General features: G+C 65.7%; 15 protein-coding genes and 1 pseudogene. 7 read left to right on the top strand and 9 right to left on the bottom strand.

The features are described from left to right. From ABZ677_RS23360 to ABZ677_RS23345, 4 genes and pseudogenes are all read right to left on the bottom strand, one after another. Positions 1–128 (bottom strand): annotated as a pseudogene (locus ABZ677_RS23360) (citrate synthase); the annotation flags it as partial. 42 nt (positions 129–170) lie between these two features. Beyond that, on the bottom strand, positions 171–1,676 hold the full coding sequence (locus ABZ677_RS23355) for a carboxyl transferase domain-containing protein (protein ID WP_037187384.1): 1,506 nt from the start codon (positions 1,674–1,676) through the stop codon (positions 171–173). Next, positions 1,673–2,872, bottom strand: coding sequence for a CoA transferase (locus ABZ677_RS23350; protein WP_358373737.1), 1,200 nt, complete (start codon positions 2,870–2,872; stop codon positions 1,673–1,675). The genes ABZ677_RS23355 and ABZ677_RS23350 overlap by 4 nt, the downstream gene beginning before the upstream one ends. Before the next feature lie 211 nt (positions 2,873–3,083). Next, complete coding sequence (locus tag ABZ677_RS23345; RefSeq protein WP_037187379.1) at positions 3,084–4,454, bottom strand: SLC13 family permease; 1,371 nt, start codon at positions 4,452–4,454, stop codon at positions 3,084–3,086. A 195-nt stretch (positions 4,455–4,649) separates the two neighbouring features. On the opposite strand from ABZ677_RS23345, the gene ABZ677_RS23340 reads away from it, so the two are divergent. The 7 genes from ABZ677_RS23340 (at position 4,650) to ABZ677_RS23310 (ending at position 13,975) form a co-directional block, all read left to right on the top strand. Continuing rightward, positions 4,650–5,348 (top strand): FadR/GntR family transcriptional regulator, encoded by a 699-nt coding sequence (locus ABZ677_RS23340; protein ID WP_094634050.1) that lies wholly within the window; start codon positions 4,650–4,652, stop codon positions 5,346–5,348. Positions 5,349–5,533: 185 nt separating this feature from the next. Further along, positions 5,534–6,694 carry an acyl-CoA dehydrogenase family protein gene (locus ABZ677_RS23335; RefSeq protein ID WP_358373733.1) on the top strand — a complete coding sequence of 387 codons (1,161 nt, stop codon included), beginning with the start codon at positions 5,534–5,536 and terminating at the stop codon, positions 6,692–6,694. 36 nt (positions 6,695–6,730) lie between these two features. Continuing rightward, positions 6,731–7,939: an acetyl-CoA C-acetyltransferase gene (locus ABZ677_RS23330; protein ID WP_358373730.1), complete on the top strand. Its 1,209-nt coding sequence runs from the start codon at positions 6,731–6,733 to the stop codon at positions 7,937–7,939. Positions 7,940–7,974: 35 nt separating this feature from the next. Beyond that, positions 7,975–10,149, top strand: coding sequence for a 3-hydroxyacyl-CoA dehydrogenase NAD-binding domain-containing protein (locus ABZ677_RS23325; protein WP_358373727.1), 2,175 nt, complete (start codon positions 7,975–7,977; stop codon positions 10,147–10,149). A gap of 28 nt (positions 10,150–10,177) precedes the next feature. Continuing rightward, entirely contained in the window at positions 10,178–10,807 is a 630-nt protein-coding gene (locus ABZ677_RS23320) for a TetR/AcrR family transcriptional regulator (protein ID WP_037187367.1), read from the top strand. A 133-nt stretch (positions 10,808–10,940) separates the two neighbouring features. Beyond that, positions 10,941–12,488, top strand: a complete 1,548-nt coding sequence (locus ABZ677_RS23315; protein ID WP_358373724.1) for a long-chain fatty acid--CoA ligase — start codon at positions 10,941–10,943, stop codon at positions 12,486–12,488. Next, positions 12,485–13,975 carry an aldehyde dehydrogenase family protein gene (locus tag ABZ677_RS23310; protein WP_358373722.1) on the top strand — a complete coding sequence of 497 codons (1,491 nt, stop codon included), beginning with the start codon at positions 12,485–12,487 and terminating at the stop codon, positions 13,973–13,975. The genes ABZ677_RS23315 and ABZ677_RS23310 overlap by 4 nt, the downstream gene beginning before the upstream one ends. A gap of 4 nt (positions 13,976–13,979) precedes the next feature. On the opposite strand, the gene ABZ677_RS23305 is transcribed toward ABZ677_RS23310, so the two are convergent. The 5 genes from ABZ677_RS23305 to ABZ677_RS23285 are packed head-to-tail and all read right to left on the bottom strand — an operon-like array spanning position 13,980 to position 18,665. Next, on the bottom strand, positions 13,980–15,179 hold the full coding sequence (locus ABZ677_RS23305; protein ID WP_358373719.1) for an MFS transporter: 1,200 nt from the start codon (positions 15,177–15,179) through the stop codon (positions 13,980–13,982). Between the two features lie 3 nt (positions 15,180–15,182). Beyond that, positions 15,183–15,845 (bottom strand): class II aldolase/adducin family protein, encoded by a 663-nt coding sequence (locus tag ABZ677_RS23300; protein ID WP_358373716.1) that lies wholly within the window; start codon positions 15,843–15,845, stop codon positions 15,183–15,185. Then, a complete protein-coding gene (locus ABZ677_RS23295; RefSeq protein WP_358373713.1) occupies positions 15,845–16,780 on the bottom strand; it encodes a PfkB family carbohydrate kinase in 936 nt (311 codons plus the stop codon). The genes ABZ677_RS23300 and ABZ677_RS23295 overlap by 1 nt, the downstream gene beginning before the upstream one ends. Next, the gene (locus ABZ677_RS23290; protein ID WP_037187354.1) at positions 16,777–17,256 is read right to left on the bottom strand and encodes an SRPBCC family protein; all 480 of its coding nucleotides are present in this window, start codon (positions 17,254–17,256) and stop codon (positions 16,777–16,779) included. The genes ABZ677_RS23295 and ABZ677_RS23290 overlap by 4 nt, the downstream gene beginning before the upstream one ends. Then, positions 17,238–18,665: an FAD-dependent oxidoreductase gene (locus ABZ677_RS23285; protein WP_358373710.1), complete on the bottom strand. Its 1,428-nt coding sequence runs from the start codon at positions 18,663–18,665 to the stop codon at positions 17,238–17,240. Before ABZ677_RS23285 ends, ABZ677_RS23290 begins: the two co-directional genes overlap by 19 nt. Between the last annotated feature and the right edge of the window lie 63 nt (positions 18,666–18,728).

Here is an 18,728-nt window from a genome sequence, read left to right as displayed (position 1 = left end):
CGGTAGCGCAGTGCGCCACCGTCCTTGTCGGGTTCGGCGATGTCGGAGGTGAACGCGACGACACCTTCGAGACCGGAGACGAAATCCTCGGGAACCTTCGAGTTCGACTCGGCGATCGTGGCAGTCATGGTTGTCTCGTTTCGTGGAGGGTGATCGTTCCTGGCGGGTTTTCAGGCTGAGGCAGTAGCCGCGAAACCGATTCGGTTGAAACGCTTTTCCCGGGCGATCATCCGCATCGATGGATCCTGGGCAATCAGGTCGGCGAGCTCACGGTGCAGCACCGCACCCACTCGGTCGCAGAACTGCTGCGATTCGTCTGCTGCGTCGGGCAATTCGGGAATGATGATGTCGACAACGCCGGCGCGGTAGAGATCGAGGGAGCGAACTCCCTGCTTGGTGGCCATCTCGGCGGCGTGAGTCGTATCGCGATGCACGATGGCCGACGCACCCTCGGGCGGTAACGGAGACAACCACGCATGCTGAGCCGCGAGAACGCGGTCCGCGGGCACCAGAGCGAGCGCGCCGCCGCCGGTCCCCTGCCCCAACAACAGTGACAGCGTCGGGGTTTCGAGATCGACCATGTCTGCGATGCACCGCGCGATCTCGCCCGCCAGGCCACCCTCCTCGGCCTCCTTCGACAGCGCGGCACCAGCGGTATCGATGACGGTGACGAGTGGCAGCTTCAGATCTTGTGCCAAACGCATTCCGCGTCGGGCCTCGCGTAGCGCTGCGGGGCCGAGCGGGGTCTTGGTCGTCTGACCGCGTCGGTCCTGACCGAGCAGAACACAGGGCATGGCGCCGAATCGAACGAGCGCAAGAATCAGTCCCGGATCGGACTCGCCCTGACCGGTTCCGTTGAGCGGCAACACGTCTGCTGCGGTACTGAACAGCAACTCGCGGACGCCGGGACGGTCGCTCCTACGTGAGGCCAGAATCGACGTCCACGCGGGCACGTCTTCGATCTTCCACTCCAGCGCTTCGACGGTGCGTGGCCGGCACGACGGGATGTCGGTCATGATGCGCAGCGCCCGATCGACGATTTCGCCGAGCTGCTCGGGCGGGCGGATGGCGTCGATGAGCCCGTGTGCCTGGAGGTTCTCCGACGTCTGTACGCCCGTGGGGAACTTCGCGTCGTACAGCGCCTCGTAGACGCGGGGGCCGAGGAACCCGACGAGGGCACCTGGCTCGGCGACGGTGACGTGGCCGAGCGATCCCCAGGACGCGAAGACTCCGCCGGTGGTGGGGTGGCGCAGGTAGACGATGTACGGCAGGTTCGCCGCCTTGTGTGCGGTGATCGCCGCGGTGATCTTGACCATCTGCAGGAACGCGACGGTGCCCTCCTGCATGCGGGTTCCGCCGGAGGTCGGCAGCGCCAGCAGCGGTAGCCGCTCGTCGGTCGACCGGTGCACCGCGTTGACCAGCCGCTCGCCCGCCGCAACACCGATCGAGCCGGCCAGGAAGGCGAACTCCCCGAGCAGAATGGCCACCTTGCGGCCGCGGATGGTGGCGGAGCCGGTGAGTACGGACTCGTCCAATCCGGTCTTCTCGCGGGCCGCGGCGAGTTCGCTCGCGTACTCGTCGTCGACGACGTAGTCCGCGGTCGGGGTATCCCAGGAATCGAAACTGTCGGCATCGATGACGAGATCGAGAAGTTCGAGGGCGGTCATTCTGGTCATCGGATCGCTTCTTTCAGCCAGTCGCGGACGAGTTCGTCGTCGGCACCCAGTACCGGCGGTGCCAGGTGATTGGTTTCGGTGACCTCGGTGCCGTCGGATTCGAAGAATCGCAGGGGCGGCCCGGGAAGAGTGACCTTGCCGAGCGTCGCATGCTCGACGTCGACGAGAAGGCCCTGGGACTTGGTCTGCTCCCACTCGTAGACCTCTTGGATATTGCGCACTTTTCCTGCGGGAACACCGATTTTGTAGAGGAGAGTCAGTAGCGGCTCGGTCTCGTAGGTGCGGAAGATCTTCGAGACGAGTTCGATGACGTCGTCGCGACTGTCCACACGCTGGGGGTTGGTGGCCATGCCCTCGAGGTCGGGGTCGATACCGAAGCCCTCACAGAACCGGTGCCACAGCCCCTCGCTACCGACCGAGATCTGCACGGCACCATCCGAGGTCGGGAACAGGCCGTACGGGCAGATCGACGGATGGTGGTTGCCCTGAGCCTTACCGATCTCGCCGGCGACCGTCCATTTGGTGCCCTGGAATGCATGTACTCCGACGACGCTGGCGAGCAGCGACGTGCGCACCACCTTGCCGCGGCCGGTGCGGTCCCGCTCGCGCAGAGCGGCGAGAACCCCGAAGGCTCCGTACATTCCGGCGAGCAGGTCTGCGATGGGAACGCCGACACGCTGGACGTCGTCGGGGCTCGAGCCGGTGAACGACATCAGCCCGGCCTCACCCTGGGCGATCTGGTCGTATCCGGAGCGGCCGCCCTCGGGGCCGTCGTGGCCGAACCCACTGATCGACAGCACCACTGTGCGTGGGTTGATCTCGGCGATCCGCTCGGGCGAGAAGCCGAGTCGGTCGAGAACACCGGTGCGGAAGTTCTCGAGCAGGACGTCCGCTCGTTCGATCATGTGCTCCAACGCTTCTCGGCCGTCGTCGGTCTTCAGGTCGAGTGCGATGGACCGCTTGTTGCGGTTGGCCGAGAGGAAATACGTCGACTCGCGCTCGGCGTCACGCGGAGTGACGAAGGGAGGACCCCAGACTCGGGTGTCGTCGCCGCCCTTGGGGGTCTCGACCTTGATGATGTCTGCGCCGAGGTCGCCGAGCATCATCGCCGCGTGCGGGCCGGCCAGGGCGCGGGTCAGATCGACCACCACGGTGCCTTCGAGCGGTCCGGTTCTGCCTGTCGTGTTGAGGGGCATCGAAGTGATCCTTTGCGTCGGAGCGGGGTGGGAGCTGAACCCTGGAGGATTGGATTATTGGGCCAGTGGCCTATCCAATTCAATTGGACCAGCGATCCGAAGAGAAGTCAAGTACCGATTTGAGTGCCTTTACCCAGCTCAGACGCGTGATGGCGGCACGTCGAACACACGTGCCGCCATCATCGAGCGCTTGCTTCGGGCTGCGGTACCGCTACAGCCAGCCGGGTACGACCAGCAATCCCCAGGCAATCAGCGGGCCGATGATCACGACCAGGGCGCTGTATTTGAGGATCTGCTTGTAGAAGACATCACGGTCGATGTCCTGAGCATTGGCGAGCACCAGGGCTCCGTTGGTGGAGAACGGGCTGACGTCGACGATGGTCGATGCGATGGACAGAGCCACGATGACTCCGATGGCTCCTACTTCACCGGCGAGCAGGAACGGAACGGCCAGCGGGATGGTGACGCCGAGGATCGCAGTGGAGGAGGCGAACGCCGAGACGATGGCTCCGATGTAGCAGAGCAGCAATGCCACGAGCAGTGGGATTCCGATTCCGGCAACCGCGTCGCCGACGTATTCGACGGTTCCTGCTTCCTGCAGCACCCCGACGAACGTGAGCACGCCACCGATGAGCAGCACCGTCGACCAGCTGATCTGGTTGATCGCGCCCTTCTGCGCCTTGGGCGATGCGAGAGCGAGGACCACGGCCACCGTCATCGCGATGAATCCGACGTCGAGATCGAGCACGAGGGCGAACAGCGCAAGCGAAGCCAGGCCGACGAGCGTGAGAATCTGATCGAAGGTGATGGCCTTGACCGCTGTGGCAAGAGGCGGTGCGTTCTCGACGGTGACCGTCTGACCGGACGGACGAGGCGTCGACGACCCGAAACCGCGCATGACCGTTCGCGAACCCGAACCACCGACTCCGCCGGTGTCACCGTCGGGACGCGTGCCGTCCTCGTCGTGCACACTGCGTCCGATGAGGGAGCGGCCACCGAGGAACATGAAGAGCGCTGCACCGATCGCGGCATTGAAGAGCATGCTGCCGAGGAAGAGCGTGAGCGGGCTGTTGACCAACCCTGCGTCGGCGGCGATGTTGTTGACCGTGACGCCGTAGATGCTGATGGGCGAGAATCCACCCGCCTGCGCGCCGTGGATGACCATCATGCCCATGAGCAGGGCGTTGATCTTGTAGCGCGCGGCGAAACCGAGGGCGATCGGGGCGACGATGGCCACCGCGGCAGGCCCGAGCGCACCGATCGAGGTCAGGACACCGGTGATACCGAACATCACCCAGGGGATGAGTGCCACCCGGCCTCCGACGAGTCGAACGGCTCCGCGGACCAGGAGGTCGACCGTGCCGTTGTTCTGCGCGATGGCGAACAGGTAGGTGATGCCGACGAGCGTGAGGAAGAGACTGCTCGGGAAGCCGGCAATGATGTCGTCGGCACCCATGCCCACGGCAAGTGTTCCGACGAAGAACGCCGCCACGAACCCCAACGCGCCCATGTTCACGGGGAACACGGTTGCGGCAAGGAACATGACGACGAGCGCAAGGATGGGGATCAACTCGGTCGACATCGAAGGTCTCCGGTCCGTCTCGAATAATCACTCGAGCGGTTGCCCGAGATCTTCAGTGGCTAATTGGACTGGCCACTGAGTCAATAGGGACTCAACCAGTGAAGTGGATCACTTGTCAAGACCCAATGTGTCCGCCGTTACCTTGACCTGGACGGCTAGGGTGAAGGCCCAGAGGAACAGAGAGCGAGTGACACAGTGGCTGAGCAAATTCGCCCCGTGACCCGACCGCGGCTGTACGAGGTCATCGTCGAACAGCTGTGCAAGCACATCGCCGACCGCGAGATGAACCCTGGCGATCGACTCCCGCCGGAGCGTGAGCTGGCCGGCCACCTCGGGGTCAGCCGAGCATCCCTGAGCCAGGCCCTCGTCGCCCTCGAAGTGCAGGGCATCCTGTCGGTCCGGCACGGCGACGGCGCAGTGCTCGTGCGACGACCCGTAGGAGACATGGCGATTCGCGCTCTGCGCGAGCACGCAGACCGGCTACCCGAGGTGATCGAGGCCCGCGAGGCACTCGAGGTGAAACTCGCCGAACTGGCCGCGACGCGTCGCAGCGACGACGAAATGGCGGCGATCGACCACGCCGTATCCGTGATGGCCACCGAGATCACCGACGGCAATCGAGGCGACTCGGGCGACGAGTTGTTCCATCACGCGATCACCGAGGCGGCGCACTCACCGTTGCTCGCCAGGCTCATGGGGGAAATCGCCGGCCTCATTCGCGAGACGCGCATCGAGTCACTGTCGCAGTCCAACCGCCCTCAGGCCTCGCTCGAACATCATCGACGCATCGCCGAGGCCGTGCGCAGGCAGGATCCGGCCGAGGCCGGACGGGCGATGGCCGACCACATCCGACTCGTCTCGGACGTCGCGCTACTGCGCTCGGTCGACAGCTAGAGGACTCGAGAAGCGACCGCCCGCCGAGCTCGAAGGCAGGGACGGATTCGGGCCCGAATCCGTCCACAACTTCGAGTTGGGCAGGGGTGGAGAGCACCGTTGGTTGACATCCACGGCACCGTCGCGCCATCATTATTGGCACAGCGCCAATAAACCACAGTTGCGCTTCGAGCCAAGGACCCCCCATGACTGCACTCGCAGACCGCACCAGTGACGACCTCGCCACCGAGCTCGCCGACGTGCGACAGCTCGCCCGAGGATTCTTCGAGAAAGAGGTCGCGCCGCACCGCGAGGAATTCGCGGCAGCCGGGCGCCCCAGCCGCGAGGTCTACCGAACCGCAGGCAGCCTCGGACTGCTCGGCATGTCGGTACCCGAGCAATACGGCGGAGGCGGCGGCGACTTCCGCCACGAGGCGGTGCTGTTCGAGGAGCAGGTGCGCTCCGGCGACACGGCCATGCAGCTCGGCGTGCACAGCGGCATCGTTCCGCACTACCTCCTGGCCTACGCCTCCGAGGAGAAGAAGCAGCAGTGGCTGCCGAAGCTGTGCTCGGGAGAGTGGATCGGTGCCATCGCCATGACCGAACCGGGCACCGGCTCGGATCTGCAGGGCATCACCACCCGCGCGGTGCGTGACGGCGACGACTACGTCGTGACCGGCGGAAAGACGTTCATCTCCAACGGAGCTCACTGCGATCTGATCATCATCGCCGCCAAGACCGATCCGTCCGCGGGAGCCCGGGGACTGTCACTGCTCGTCGCCGAGGTCTCCGACGACACCGCAGGTTTCCACCGCGGACGCGTGCTGCACAAGATCGGCCAGAAGGGCCAGGACACAGCCGAACTCACCTTCGACGGGCTCCGCATCCCCGCAGCGAATCTTCTCGGCGAAGCAGAGGGTCGCGGCTTCGCACAGTTGATGCAGCAACTCCCCCAGGAACGCCTGATCTGCGGCATCGCCGCCGCCGCGATGATCGATGCCGCCGTCGCGCAGACCGTCGAATACACGAAGTCGCGCAACGCTTTCGGCAAGACACTGTTCGATCTGCAGAACACCAAGTTCGAGCTCGCCGAATGTGCAACCATCGGCCGCGTCGTGCGCACCTTCGTCGACGACGCAATGGCGCAGCACATCTCGGGCAGCCTCGACGTCACCACGGCAGCAATGGTCAAGTACTGGACCACCGACCGACAGTTCGAGGTGGTCGACCGTTGCCTGCAGCTCTTCGGTGGCTACGGCTACATGGAGGAATACCCCATCGCCCGCATGTTCGTCGACGGCCGCATCGCGCGCATCTACGCCGGTGCCAACGAAGTCATGAAAGACCTCATCTCCCGCTCCCTGTAGAACTCGGCAATCTTGTTGCCCCAGAAAGGCACCACCATGGAGGCGTTCCTCTACGACGCAGTGCGCAGCCCACGTGGCCGCGGTAAGAGCTCCGGCTCACTGCACACCATCAAACCGGTCGATCTGGCTGCGAACACGTTGTCCACGTTGCTCTCTCGACACTCGCAGCTCGATCCGGCCCTGATCGACGACGTCGTGCTCGGAGTCGTCACCCCCGTCGGTGATCAAGGCTGCGACATCGCCCGAACCGTTGCGATGGTTGCCGGCCTGCCGGACAGTGTCGCCGGCGTTCAGCTCAACCGCTTCTGCGGATCGGGATTGGAGGCCGTCAACACTGCGGCGCAACGTGTTCGGTCCGGATGGGATCAGCTCATCGTCGCCGGTGGCGTCGAATCGATGTCTCGTGTCCCACTCGGGGCGGACGGCGGCGCATGGCCGTGCGACCCGCTGACCAACTACAGCAGCTACTTCGTTCCGCAGGGAGTCAGTGCGGACCTCATCGCAACGATCGAAGGGTTCGACCGCGACGAGGTCGACGCCTTCGCAGTGCGCAGTCAGCAGCGCGCGGCGCACGCCTGGTCGATGGGCCACTTCGAGAAGTCGGTCATCCCGGTCTTCGACGCGAACGGCCGGCTGATGCTCGATCACGACGAGATCATGCGACCCGAGACGACCACGGCCGATCTCGCTGCACTGAAGCCGTCGTTCGCCCGGATGGGCACGCTCGCCGGGTTCGACGCCGTCGCGATGCAGAAGTACACCGAGGTCGAGCGCATCGATCACGTCCACCACGCAGGCAACTCGTCCGGCATCGTCGACGGCACCGCGATGGTTCTGATCGGCTCCGAAGAGGCCGGTCGCGCAGGCGGATTGACTCCACGCGGACGCGTGGTGGCCGGTGTCGTCGCCGGATCGGATCCAACGCTGATGCTCACCGGTCCGGTTCCGGCCACGCACAAGGTGCTGGCCGCGGCGGGGCTCACTCTCGACGACATCGCGGTGTTCGAGGTCAACGAGGCATTCGCTTCGGTAGTGCTCAATTACGCGAAGAAGCTGGACATCGACCACGAGCGCATCAACGTCAACGGTGGCGCGATCGCCATGGGCCACCCACTGGGCGCAACGGGCGCGATGCTCACCGGAATGGCCCTCGACGAACTCGAGCGCCGGGGTGAGCGCTACGCACTGATCACGCTCTGCATCGGTGCCGGAATGGGCGTCGCCACCATCATCGAGCGCCTGTGACCATCACGAGAGAGAACAACGACCCGAGGACCTCGATGACCACTGCAACTGCTCTGCAGACTTCCACGATCACCGGCGAGATCGGCACCGACCGCGTACTCGTGCTGACGATCGACGACCCGACGCAGTCCACCAACACGATGAACACCGCGTTCGGCGAATCGCTCGGACAGACCGTCGACTGGCTCGAAGCCAACGTCGATGACTACGACGGCATCATCGTCACCTCGGGGAAGGATTCGTTCTTCTCCGGTGGCGACCTCGAACTGCTGCGCGACGCAGGACCCAACGACCACAAGGCCATCGCCGACGCCCTCGACTTCACCAAGGACAAGTTTCGCCGGCTCGAGACGCTGGGCAAGCCCGTGGTGGCTGCGCTCGGCGGCACCGCACTCGGCGGCGGCTTCGAGATCGCGCTGGCGTGCCATCATCGAATCGCGCTGAGCAGAAACAACTCTCGATTCGGACTACCCGAGGTGACGCTCGGTCTACTACCCGGCACCGGCGGCGTCACCCGAACGGTTCGAATGTTCGGCATCGTCGAGTCTCTGACGCAGGTGGTGGGCCAGGGCCAGCGGTATCGGCCGGCGCAGGCCCTCGAACTCGGCCTCGTCGACGAGGTCGTCGACACCCACGAGCAGATGATGGCGAACGCACGTGCCTGGATAGTCGCCAATCCCGACACGCTACAGCCCTGGGACAGAAAAGGATTCAAGATTCCCGGCGGCACCGCAGCGTCACCCGCATTGGCTGCCCAGCTGCCTGCCTTCGCGGCAACGGTACGCAAGCAGGTCAAGGGTGCACCGATGCCCGCTCCGATCGCGGTGGTTGCTGCGGCCGTGGAAGGGTCGGTGCTCGACTTCGAGTCGGCATCGCTGGTGGAAACCCGGCATTGCACCTCGCTCGCCTGCGGAGCGGTCTCGGGCAATCTGATCCAATCGATGTTCTTCGATCTCGGATCGATCAACAAGGGTGGCTCTCGTCCGAGCGCCGAACCGCACCGGGTACCCGAGAAGGTGCTGGTGATCGGTGCCGGAATGATGGGTGCAGCCATCGCCTACGTCGTCGCCTCGTCCGGAGTTCCCGTTGTGCTGCGCGATGTCTCGATCGAATCCGCCGAGCGCGGTAAGGATTACGCGCGTTCGATTCTCGGCAAGGCTGTCGCGAAGGGACGCAAGACCCAGGCCGACGCCGATGCGGTGCTCGCGCGCATCACACCCAGTTCCGACGCGGCCGATGCCGAGGGTTGCGATCTGGTCGTCGAGGCCGTGTTCGAGGATCCCGCCGTCAAGCAGAGTGCTTTCGAGGCGGTCGACAAGTATCTGACCGCCGACGCACTGCTGTGCTCGAACACCTCGACCCTGCCCATCACCGAACTATCGGCGGGAGTCTCGCGCACCTCGGACTTCATCGGCACGCACTTCTTCTCCCCGGTGGACAAGATGCCGTTGGTGGAAATCGTTGTGGGAGAACACACCAGCGACTCCGCGCTGGCCCGCGCGTTCGACTTCGTTCGCTTGATCGGCAAGACTCCGATCGTCGTCGGAGACAGCCACGGTTTCTTCACCACCCGCGTCATCGGCCGGTTCATGGACGAGGCGATATCGCTGGTCGCCGAGGGCGTGCATCCGGCCACCGTCGAACAGGCGGCTCTCCAGGCGGGCTACCCGTCCGGTGCGCTGGCCCTGATGGACGAGATTTCGTTGACTCTCTCTCGGCACATCCGCGAGGGCATGGCCGAGGCCGCGCGCGCCGACGGTCGACCGTGGATCGTCTCGAACTCGTACGCCCTGGTCGATCGCCTGGTCGACGAGTTCGACCGCCCCGGCCGCAAGGCCGGGCGTGGCTTCTACGAGTACGCCGAGGACGGCACCAAGGCCGGATTGTGGCCGGGTCTGGTGGAGCACTATCACCGCCCCGATCACGGAATTCCGTTCGAGGACATGATGGATCGCATGCTGGTCGCGCAGTCGCTCGACTCGATCGCGTGCCTCGACGAAGGTGTCCTGCGGACCGTCGCCGACGCGAACATCGGCTCCATCCTCGGCATCGGCTACCCCGCGTGGACCGGTGGTGTGCTGCAGTTCGTCAATCAGTTCGACGGCGGCCTCCAGGGATTCGTCGAGCGGGCCGACCGACTGCGGGCACGGTACGGCGATCGGTTCGTCGTACCGAGGTCACTGCGCTCACGCACCGAGCGGTACCTCTGACGACTGGCGGAGTCGGTTCGGTGCAATCATGACAACCATGCCGGCTGCAAGTACACCCAAGTGGAATCGACTGGAACCGGACGAGCGACGAACGCAGATTCTGGCGAGCGCTGTTCGCTTGTTCGGTGACAAGCCCTACGCCGAGGTGTCGATGTCGGACGTCGCTGCCTCGGCCGGCGTCGCCCGCGGGCTCATTCACCACTACATCGGCAGCAAACGAGATCTGTACCTCGAGAGCGTTCGCTTCCTGGTCACCGTGCCGCCGATCGAAGACGTGCATCTGCCCACGGGCTCGCTCGAGGAGCGGGCCCGTGGCAGTGTGCACTGGCTGGTGGGGGTGATCGAGACACACGGCGCGGCGTGGGTGTCGGTGGCGAGCGGATCGGGCGTCGACGAGCAGGTGGCGGGCATTCTCGACGAGGCCGACGATCTTGCTGCCGAACGCGTGCTCGACGCAACGGCATTCGAGGGCCGAGGCGGTGACCGGCGAGTTGCGACCTCTGCGGTCCGTGCGTTCGGCGGCATGGTCAAGGCGGCGGGCCGCGAATGGTTGGTGCGCGGCACTCTGACGCGCGAACAGGTCGAGATTCTGTTGACCGATGTGCTCGTCACCGTCCTCGGTACGGTGCGCTCCCTGGACGACGCCCGAGACCGTTAGCCAGACAATCCATTTCGCCGATCCATTCGAGTGGTAACCGCACATATCGCCTATTGACACAGTGCCAATAAGGTGGAACTGTGACGGTGTTCACCTCGGGCACCCTCGCCCCCTCTCGTACAAGGGACTCGCCATGTATCTCACTCAAGGCCTCCACCGCTCCGCGGCAACCACTCCGAACCGGGCAGCAACGGTGATCGGCGATCGCGTTCGTACCTTCGCCGAACAGATCGACAGAGTGGCAAGACTGGCGGCAGGCCTGCACTCCATCGGCGTCGAGTCCGGCGATCGAGTTGCGATGCTGGCGTTCAACAGCGACCGGTACTCGGAGTACCTGCTCGCGGTGCCGTGGGCCGACGCCGTGCTCAACCCCGTGAACATCCGGTGGTCGCCCGTGGAGGTCGCGTACGCCCTCAACGACTCCGACACCAAGGTCCTGCTGGTCGACGACACCTTCGGCGCCATGGTCCCGGCACTGCGCCCCGCATGCGCCGGCCTGCAGACCATCGTCTACTGCGGGGACGGGGCCACCCCCGAGGGCATGGTCTCGTACGAGGACCTGATCTCTTCCCACGATCCGATTCCCGACGCGCGACGCAGTGGCGACGCCCTTGCCGGCCTGTTCTACACCGGTGGCACCACCGGCTTCCCCAAGGGTGTCATGCTCTCGCACGCGAACCTCGTCACCTCGGGCCTGGGAACGGTGGCGACCGGACAGCTGCTCGACGACGCATCGATCCTGCTCCATGCCGCACCGATGTTCCACCTCGCCGATCTGGCCGCATGGGTGGGTCAGGTCATGCTCGGCGGCACCCACGTCATGGTTCCGTTCTTCGAGCCGACCGCCGTCCTCGGCGCGATCGCGAAGCACGCCATCACCGATGTGCTGCTGGTACCGACGATGATTCAGCTTCTCGTCGACCACCCCACGTTGAGCGAGTTCGACACCTCCTCGCTGAGCCGCGTGCTGTACGGAGGATCCCCGATCTCCGCGGGCGTCCTCGAGCGCACCCTCGCCCGGCTCCCGCAGGCCCGCCTCACTCAGGCATACGGCATGACCGAGCTCGCACCCGTCGCGTCGCTGCTCTGGCCGGAACACCATGTGGGAGAACGCATCGGCTCGGCCGGTCGCGCGGCCCCGCACTCGGAGATCCAGATTCTCGGCCCCGACGACGAGCAGTTGGCCACCGGATCCGTCGGCGAGATCTGTGTTCGCGGTGGACACGTGATGCTGGGCTACTGGAACAAGCCGGACGAGACCGCCGCGGCCGTTCGCGACGGTTGGATGCACACCGGCGATGTGGGCTACCTCGACGCCGACGGGTTCCTGTTCGTGGTCGATCGACTCAAGGACATGATCATCACCGGTGGCGAGAACGTCTACAGCGCCGAGGTCGAGAGCGCGCTGAGCCTGCACCCCTCGGTGCTGGCCTGCGCCGTGATCGGTGTTCCCGACGGCGAATGGGGCGAGCGCGTCCACGCCTGTGTCGTACTGGCCGAGGGCACCTCGCCGAGTGTCGAAGAGCTTCGTGATCACACCCGCAGCTACGTTGCCGGATACAAGACTCCGCGCACCATCGAGTTCGTCACCGCACTGCCCATGAGCGGTGCGGGCAAGATCCTCAAGCGCGAACTGCGGGACGCGCACGTTGCGAAGGATGCGCTCGGAGCTTCCCTGTGACCAGCCAGGTCGAGGCACGAGCCACCTTCGATTCGATCTCCCCCATCGACGACGGTCCGGTCGCCTCGTTCGCCGTCGATTCGGCCGAGTCCGTCGCGCGAACGGTCGGCCTCGCGCGAAGGGCGCAGCGCACCTGGGCGGCACTGCCGCCGCGTACTCGCGCCCGGCACCTGCGGGCATGGCGACACGAAATCTGGACTCACCGCGCCGAATTCATCGATCTGATTCACCGCGAGAACGGCAAGCCCGCCGACGATGCACTGCTCGAGATCGTGCTGACCCTCGAACACATCGCGTGGGCGGAAAGGCAAGCACCACGGCTCATGCGGTCACGCCGAGTCGACCCCGGGTTGTTGCTCGCGAACTACTCCGCTCACGTGGAGACGGTGGCGCTCGGCGTCGTGGGCGTCATCGGTCCGTGGAACTACCCGCTCTATGCACCCAACAGTGCGATCGGTTCGGCTCTGGCCGCAGGGAACTGCGTGGTGTTCAAGCCGAGCGAGTACACCCCCGCGGTGGCGGCCCGATACGTGCGCGCCTTCCACGAGGCCAATCCGTCTCTGCCACTGGGCATTCTGTCTCTGGTGACCGGGTACGGCGAGACCGGTGCCGCGCTGTGCCGCTCGGGTGTGGACAAGATCGCGTTCACGGGCTCGACCGGAACCGGCTCGAAGATCATGGCCACGTGCGCCGAGACGCTCACACCGGTGGTCGTGGAATGCGGCGGCAAGGATCCGGTGATCATCGCGGCCGACGCCGACATCACCGCAGCAGCCGAGGCAGTGGCCTGGGGTGCATTCACCAACAGCGGCCAGACGTGCGTCGGAGTCGAGCGGGTGTACGTCGAGCGCAGTGTCGCAGCACAATTCACCGGAGCGCTCGTGCAGCACGCACGTGCCATCGCGCCCGGTAGCGACGCGTCGGCCACCTACGGACCGATGACGATGCCCAGCCAGATCGACATCGTCCGACGCCACCTCGCCGACGCCGAGGCGGCCGGTGGTCGAGCACTGATCGGCGGACTGTCCTCGATCGGCGAGCGATTCGTCGGACCCACCGTGTTGGTGGACACGCCCGAGAGCTGCTCGGCCGTTCGTGAGGAAACGTTCGGCCCCACGGTCACCGTCCGTGAGGTCGACAGCATCGACGAGGCGATCGAGCTGAGCAACGATCATCGGTACGCTCTCGGCGCATCGGTGTTCTCCCGCTCGCACGGCAAAAAGATTGCGGCGCAGCTGGTGTGTGGTCAGGTCACCGTCAACTCGGTGATCGCGTTCGCGGGAATGGGATCGGTTCCGATGGGCGGCGTCGGAGCCAGCGGCTTCGGTCGGGTACACGGAGACGAGGGGTTCGCAGAATTCTGCCGCACGCACAGCCGCGTCACGAAACTCTTCGACATCCCCGGATTCGAGTTGGTCACGCTGCAACGCCGACGGTGGGTCATGCCGCTGATCGACCGACTGCTGGGGCTGCGTCACCGCCGCTGAGAGATCAGCGCACCGATTTCACCTGCCATGTCACCGCTGCCCCGAGTGCGGCCAGTACCCCCACTGCCGCGAACAGCGCCGGGTACCCACCGACGGTGGAGAGGAACACGCTCGCCAGCAGCGGCGCCATGGCAGGTGGAACGATCGCCCCGATGTTCATCACACCGAGATCGGTCGCCCGACTGTCGGCGGACGGAAGAACCCCCGTCACCAGTGCCTGATCGACGGCCATGTATGCGCCGAATCCGCCGCCCAGCAACGCAGCCGAGACGAACGTCGCGTCCATCGTGGGATGTACCGCCAGGACGAAGCCGGCGACGGCCTGCATCGATGCCGCAACCGCCACGAAGATCTTTCGGCGACGCATCCGGTCCGACAACGGCCCGAAGGTGAACGTGCACACCACACAGGCGATCAAATAGACAACGGTGACCTCGAGCAGCGATGCCGTCGGATCGGCGACTCGGAGGCCGTCGGTGAGGAAGAACAGCAAGTAGCAGGTGCCGAGCGAGTTGGCCACGTTGACCAGAAATCGACCGCCGAAGGCCCACGCGAAGTCGCGGTGACGCAACGAATCGAGCAGCGAGGCCACGATGCTGCGCAGGCTCAACAGCGCTGTCGATGAATCGGTTTCGCGATACGACAGCAGAAATGGCACCGCGCAGATCACCAAGGCGATCGCCACGGCGAGGTACCCGCCCAGTACCGACAGAGCGAGCGTGGACACCAGGGCCAGGCCCGCCACCACGCCCAGTGCCTGCGGCGCATAGATCGCGCTCGACACCGTTCCGCGCTGCTCGTCCGGCACGCGGTCGGCCACCACGGCCGTCAACCCTGCTGTTGCAGCACTCAATCCGAGCATCGCCACCGACCACGCCGTCCCGATTCCGAGGACGGTGTTCTGCAGCCCGGTGACCACCAACGCACCGGCGAAGAACAGGACACCGCCGCCGAACCACACGCGCCGCCGCCCCAACCTGCTGCGCGTGCGATCGCACAGCGATCCGCACACAGGCAGACCGATCAGCAGCACCACGGCGGAGACCGCATTGATCACGGCGAAGTCGAACACCTTCGATTGCGGATCGATCTCCTGCAATCGCTCGGGTAGAAGCAGCTGCAGTGGAACCAGATCGGCCATCCAATAGCCCAGCCACGCCACGGAGAACACGGCAATCCAGAGCGGACGCACCCGGGTGGTCATCGGTCAGTCTCTTCGCACGGGTGCTGCTGTTCCGTATGCACGGCGGACCACCTCGTCGAGGGTCGCCGCCAGCTGCGCGTCGTCGAGGGTACGTGGGGTCCCCACCGACGCAGCGGAAAGATAGACCCCGCAGAGCCATTCGAGCAGCTCGATGTTCGACAGCGCGGCCCCGAGATCGTGACCGGTGGCCACCGAGCCGTGATGGGCCATGATCACCGCCGACCTCGAGCGCATCGCCGACACCACCGCATCGGCGAGCTCGGCCGTACCGAACGGCGCGAACGGCACCACCGGGACCCTGCCGCCGAGGGCCAGCTGCGCGTAGTGCACGGGCGGCAGTTCGTCCGCGACGAGCGAAAGCGCAACGGCCGCAGAAGAATGCGCATGCACCACCGCCCGAACCTCGGACGACGCGTAGATGCCGAGGTGCAGGCCCAGTTCCGAGGTCGGTTCGCACGCACCGGCGCGCACGACTCCGTCCATACCGACGACCGTGACATCCTCGATCGTGGCGTCCGCCAACACCAGCCCGGTCGCCGTCACCGCCACCACATCACCCGCGCGTGCGCTGACATTGCCTGCCGTACCGAGAACCAGGCCCCGTATGCCCAGGTGCCGGGCGGTCTGGGCGACGGACTCCCGTAGCTCGTCCACGTCGGTCGGCATCAGATGGTCCTGCAGGTACGCGCGAACTTCCGAACGAAATCGAGGTCGTAGGTGCCGAAGTCGGTTCCGAGGCCCTGCGCCACCTGCGCGGCGGTCGCATTGCCCAGTTCAGCCGACTCGACGACGCTCATACTCAGGGACAGGCCACGAACGAAACCGGCCGAGAAAGCATCTCCGCATCCGCTGGTGTCCACCACGTCCACGGAATACGCGGGGACCTCGACGGCTCCGTCGGTCGTGACGACGAGAGTGGGCGACGCCCCCGCGGTGGCCACCACGCAGGACGCTCCGAGCTCGAGCAGCCGACGACACCCGTCTTCGACAGTGCCGCAACCGGTCCAGCCGAGGACCTGCTCGTCGTTGGGCAGCAGGTAGTCGACGTGGGGCAGCGCGGCGGCGAACGCACCGAGTCCTTCCGGAACGGACGGTGCCAGGCTGTCCACCGTGACGACGACGCCGTCCTCGTGCGCACGGCGTGCGATGTCGCATGCGGTGTCCGGTCCGAAGAACTCGGGCCCGCCGAGATGCAGGAAGTCGACGTTGTGAAACATGTTCCACGGAACATGCTGAGCCAGATGACCGTTGGCTCCGATCACGTGCAGAGCAGGCCGAGATCCGTCCGGCCTGATCGGCAACACCGACGCCGAGGTCTGCACCCCGTCCAGGCGATGAACGAGGGAGACGTCCACTCCGTCTTCGGCGAGGAGCTGAAGTAGAAACGCACCTGCCGAATCACCGCCGACGACTCCCGCGGTGTGGACCGCGGCCCCCAGTCGGGACAGCACCAGCGCCGTTCCCGCGGCTGTGCCCGCGGCCGACATCGCGATCTGCTCCGCCAGGACCGCCGCCTGACCGTCGGGAATCTCGGTCACCGGCCGCACCAGAGTGTCGAGTATGTGCACCCCGAGGGTGAGGACTTCCGCCGGTTCTCTCATCGGATCGTCGCGGTTCGCTCGGAGAGGATCAGCGCCTCCAGGTTGCACATCGAGACGTCGAATCGTGCGGACATCCCGGCGGTCGCGATGGGCCGTACAAGACGTCCCAGCCAGCGCGGGGAGACGTCGAACCAGAACTCGAAGGTCATCGCGGTGGAGGTCCCACCGCTCAGCGGCGCGAAGCGAAAGACGTTCGCCACGTTGGTGAGTGGCGCAAATCCCTGGCCCGAATCGATTCGCAGGCGGTTCGGTTCCAGATGCCGCACGGTCCACGTGGCGTGAGTGGTGAAGCGTCCGAGCGCCGCCACTTCCTCGGTGTACACACCACCTGATCGTGCGGTGCCGTGATGAGCGGTGACGGCACGGACGTCGGACACCCATTCCGCGTAGCGGCCGGTGTCACCGGTCAGTGCCCAGACCTCTTCCGGACTGACCGAGAGTGTGCGATGAGCCGAGACTACGAAGCGTTGTTCCACGAGAGTTCTCCTTCGGTCGAAAGTATTTCTGCTGCTGCCTTTTCACCCGATCGCACGGCGCCGTCCATGTATCCGTTCCAATAGTCGGAGTGCTCGGCACCGGCCCATCGCACTCGTCCGAACGGAACGTCGCGCCACCGTCCGAGCCCGGTCAACACTCCGGGGGTCAACACCGCGGTCGGCCCGCCGCGCGTCCACTGTTCGTCGGTCCAGTCCAGTTCGATCCACTCCGTCGGTTCGAGTGCGCGCGGACCCACCACCGAGGCGAAAGCACGCAGCACCTCACCGCGGCGCTCGGATTCGTTGCCCTCGGACCAGTTTCGGCCACCTCGATGGCGCGCGCCCCAGGTGCCGACGAATCCCATCAGCACTCCGTGGCTTCCGTCAGGAGGTGAGTTGTCGAACATCGAGGACACCGGTACGTCGCTGTCGCGAAAGAGCGCCTGGCCGGAGAGCCCGCTCGTACGCCAGAACGGTTCGGGATACACGGCCTCACACTTGGCCAATCCGCCGAAGTTCATCCGCTGGAACAGTGCTTCCTGAGGCGCGGGCAGCGCAGGGCTCCAGTCGATTCGGGCGGCCAGGACGGGCGGGATCGCCACGACCACCGATCGGGCCACCCACGATTCGGTATCGCTGTGCACCACCACGCGATCCGGATACTGCTCCACGCGGCGCACGGGGGTATCGAGGCGGACCGAATCACCGAGTCGCGAGGCCATTTCGATGCAGATCGCCTGTGAGCCACCGAGGAATCGCCACTGCTGCGCTCCACCGGCGACACTCATCAACCGGTCGACGGTGCCGGGGGTGTACTCGTTGCCCGCCCCGGCGATGTACGCCAGGCCGAAGAGCGCCGACACGTCGGCGGATGTGCCACCGAACACCGAACCGAGCAGGATGTCGAGCAGTTCCACGCCGCCGTCGGTGGCCGAGTGCCTCCGAGCCCAGGTGGCGAGTGTCTGGGTGTCCCATTCGGTCGCACGCGGTGCCGACCACGGTCTGCCCACGGGGATCTGCCCGGCGGCCCGATCGATTCGCGCCACCAGCATCCCGACGTCAGGAAGTGCTGCCAGGTCCGGCGGCACACCGCCGTCGAAGCGTCGGGCGCGTCCGTTCTTGACATAGATGCTCGATCCGATGTCGTACGCGGGGAACGTCCCGACACCCACCGACGCGGCCAAGCGGAGGATGTGGTCCTGCGTCGGACCGACGAACTGTCCGCCGGTCTCGACCACCGCGTTCTCACCGAGTGCGTGATTGACCGTCCGCCCGCCCACCCGGTCTCTGGCCTCGAGGACCTGGACGGTCAACCCTGCGGCCGCCAGTTCCCTGGCGGCGGTCAGACCCGCGAGTCCTGCGCCGACGACCACTACGTCCACACGCGATGCTTCCGGAATGTCGGTCATGGGTGCTCCTTTTCGGGGCTGTTCGATGTAGCGGCGACAGTAGCTCAATATTGGCCACTAGGC

This window comes from Rhodococcus sp. NPDC006774 (assembly GCF_040636045.1).
Classification (GTDB): Bacteria; Actinomycetota; Actinomycetes; order Mycobacteriales; family Mycobacteriaceae; genus Rhodococcoides.
Note: the sequence above shows the minus strand (reverse complement) of the source record. Positions and strands in the feature narration are given on the sequence as shown.